Below are 3620 nucleotides of genomic sequence, written 5' to 3'. Positions count from 1 at the left end.
AACCCGGTTTCTGGGATTAGCATTATCTCGCTGCGTGGCGAGAAACCGGGTTTCTATGAATATTTTCGGTTGAGTACGAAAAATAAGCGTAAGAAACCCGGTTTCTGGGATTAGCATTTTCACAAGTTGATTTACAAAAATACTTAATACTTCACAGTAATTAATGAATTTGTGTCGCAATTTAAGCTTAAACTAAAAACATCGCAAAATAAAAGTTTTCAGATTCACTAGGGAAGAGATCGGAGAAACCGGCAAACACAAGTTTTTTTCCTGAATCATCATCTTCTCCTTCCCCTTCCCCTTCACTTTGTGTAGGAGGCAATATGAACCAAAAAGTCCTTGGGGCCACGCGAAACGTTGCAATTGTTGGCCCTTATTTAAGCGGTAAAACCGCACTTCTCGAAAGTTTGCTGTCGGTGACAGGGACGATTACTCGCAAGGGTAATGCTAAGGATGGTAATACAATAGGTGACAGTTCGCCGGAAGCGCGCGATCGCCAAATGAGCACAGAAGTCAACTGCGCCACCGCCGAATACGAAAACGTCCGCTTCACATTTCTTGACTGTCCCGGCTCGATCGAATTTGTCCAAGAAACTTACAATGCACTTATCGGTGTCGATGCAGCCGTGATTGTTTGCGAACCAGTTGCCGATCGCACTTTAACCCTCGCCCCGCTGTTCAAATTCCTCGACGATTGGGAGATTCCCCACCTAGTTTTTATCAACAAGATCGATCGCGCGTGCACAGACGAAACAACTTGCGGTAGCAACTTCACCGATGTACTCAACGCGCTCAAATCTGTTTCTAGCAGACCAATTGTACCTCACCAATACCCGATCGGCAAAAACGAACAAATCATCGGTTTTATCGACTTAGTAACCGAACAAGCTTACCACTATCACTCCGGCGCACCCGCAGATCCCGTCCCGCTTCCCGAACACCTCAAAGCACAAGAAAGCGCCGCGCGACAGGAAATGCTCGAAGAATTAGCCAATTTTGACGATCGTTTACTCGAAGAATTGCTGGAAGAAATCAATCCGGATGCTGAAGAGATTACCCGCGATTTCAAGATGGAATTAGGTGCTGATTTAATAGTGCCCGTATTCATCGGTATCGCCGAACAAGATTTCGGCGTGCGGCCCCTGCTGGAAGCTTTACTCAGAGAAGCACCGACACCGGAAACTACCGCAGAAAGGCGCGGTTTTATACAAAGCGAGAGCAACGTTCTGGGTCAAATCCTCAAAACCTATTACACGCCGCAGGGAGGCAAACTATCGTTAGTGAGAGTGTGGCGGGGAACCCTCGCAGATGGAGCAGTTTTGAACGGGGTTCGAGTTAACGGTTTGTACCGCTTGACTGGCCAGCAAACGCAAAGTTTGCAGTCGGTCAACGCCGGGGAAATTGTCGCTGCGGGCAGGCTGGAAGGCTTGAGAACAGGCGATGTGCTGGGTTCTGACGAATTCTTGCCAAAAGCCGAAATCATCTCGCCTGTGTACGCGCTGGCGATCGTCCCCGAAAAGCGCAACGATGAAGTTAAGTTGAGTTCTGCCTTAGCTAAACTATTAGAAGAAGACCCATCTTTAGTTTGGGAACAGCACGGAGACACCCACGAAATTATACTTTGGGGTCAAGGTGAAATCCATCTGAAAGTAGCCTTAGACAGGTTGCGCCGCAAGTACAATTTACCGATGGTAACTCACTTACCGCAAGTACCGTACAAAGAAACCATCCGCAAACCCGCATCATCCATTCACGGGCGCTACAAACACCAAAGTGGCGGGCACGGACAATTCGGCGACGTATACCTCGACATTCAACCGCAGCCGCGCGGAGAAGGTTTCAATTTCAGCGACAAAATAGTCGGCGGAGTCGTTCCAAAACAGTATATTCCCGGGGTGGAAGTGGGAGTGCGGGAATATTTGGATCGCGGCCCCTTGGGTTTTCCCGTGGTAGATGTATCGGTAACTCTGACAAACGGTTCCTATCATTCTGTTGATAGTTCGGAACAAGCTTTTAAGCAGGCGGCGCGTTTGGCGATGCAGGAGGGGATGGCGAAATGCGAATCGGTGTTGCTCGAGCCGATCGCCAAAGTTGAAATTTGCGCTCCTAACGAGTGTACATCAAAGGTGTTGCAATTGGTCAGCGGACATCGCGGTCAAATTCTCGGCTATGAGGGTAAAGCAGACTGGAAGGGATGGGATGCTGTTTCGGCTTATTTGCCGATCGCCCAAATGCAGAATTTGATCGTAGAATTGCGATCGCAGACGATGGGTGTCGGATTTTTTAACTGGGAGTTCGATCGATTACAAGAAGTACCGGAACCTTTAGCTAAACGGGTTTTGCTAACTACTGGCGGTAATGGGAATGGTAACGGTAACGATAAAAGATAAGACGTACGAATAGAATTCGCGTCTACACAAACGATGTCCGAGCTCAGGGGGACTCAAGAACATTGCTTAATTTTAACCGTCTTTTCTTCAACCCGCCTTACAGCGGGTTTTGTATGTGTAGACGCGGTTTCAACCGCCGTGTTGGATTCGCCGTGTTGGATTCGCCCGGTCTCCTACAATTGATTTGGGTCGATTCCCATTTCTCGCAATCTTAATTCTAAAGCTTGCGATCGCGATCGTTCTTGTTCGAGCAAAGTTTCAGCCTCAGTCGCCCGTTGCTCGGCTTGTTGTCGCAGTTGCTCTGCTTGTTGTCGCAGTTGCTCTGCTTCAGTCGCTCGTGCTTCCGCTTGGCGCCGCAGTTGAGCGAGTTCCACAAAACTCATAAACGCTTCTCCGTTTGGCCCGAACATTTCGAGTCCAGTTTCAGATAATTGGAAGCGCACGCCCAATCTCGGACTGATCCAACCGTCTATTTGGTCGATCGCCTCTAACTCTTCCTCAACCCGCTGCCATCCTGTCAATTCTAATGTTTGTGGGTCGTACAAATAGTATTCTTCCACACCGTAACGTTCGTAAAATTTGAACTTTTGAATCATCGGAGCAGGCCGATTTCCCGGCGACCAAATTTCAAACACGACTTGGGGCGGAATATTATCTTCATTCCACTGTTGATAAGAACCTCGATATCCTTTTGGTCTACCAAAAACTACCATCACATCTGGTGCTTGGCAAAGTTTATTATTTCTTTCAACGGGATACCAAAGCAAGTCGCCGGCTACGAAAACATTCGGGTCATTCGCAAACAATAGTTCCGAATTTTCCTTAATCCAAACGATTAATCGAAACTGCTCAGTATTGTCTGACATCGGTTCTCCGTTATCGTCAGGGTATACGATGTTTTGTTGGTCGGGAGATTGCAGTTGTGTAACCATTTGCTGTTTTCCCAAATTGGCTAATGATTTTATATTATAGACGCACTGCGGGCGATCGTATTTTCCAAGATTTATCGATAATTTTCAGTGTTTGTAGTCGTAGGGTGCGGATACATGAAAAATCCCTAAATTATATCAACCATCTCATAAATCCGCACCTTGCACGTGGGGTACGTGTAAAAAACATTGTGCTTCACTCCGTCTAACTATTGTTTTTTAGTAAGATGTTTTATAAATTGTATCAGGTGCGGATCTGTCAGATTTTCAATCTTTAGTTAGGTATTCTTCATAGCGACAC

General features: G+C 47.0%; 2 protein-coding genes. One reads left to right on the top strand and one right to left on the bottom strand.

What is annotated here, in order from left to right; translation table 11 throughout:
* Positions 1 to 323 precede the first annotated feature (323 nt).
* The gene (locus tag QT974_RS29690) at positions 324 to 2390 is read left to right on the top strand and encodes an elongation factor G (RefSeq protein ID WP_333471977.1); all 2067 of its coding nucleotides are present in this window, start codon (positions 324 to 326) and stop codon (positions 2388 to 2390) included.
* 173 nt (positions 2391 to 2563) lie between these two features.
* Here QT974_RS29690 and QT974_RS29685 read toward each other — a convergent pair whose 3' ends face one another.
* Positions 2564 to 3322, bottom strand: a complete 759-nt coding sequence (locus tag QT974_RS29685) for a Uma2 family endonuclease (protein WP_333471976.1) — start codon at positions 3320 to 3322, stop codon at positions 2564 to 2566.
* Positions 3323 to 3620: the final 298 nt, after the last annotated feature.

The organism is Microcoleus sp. BM001215392 (assembly GCF_036700185.1).
GTDB lineage: Bacteria > Cyanobacteriota > Cyanobacteriia > Cyanobacteriales > Microcoleaceae > Microcoleus.
The sequence above is the reverse complement of the archived record's forward strand: the minus strand, read 5'-3'. Positions and strand labels throughout refer to the sequence as shown.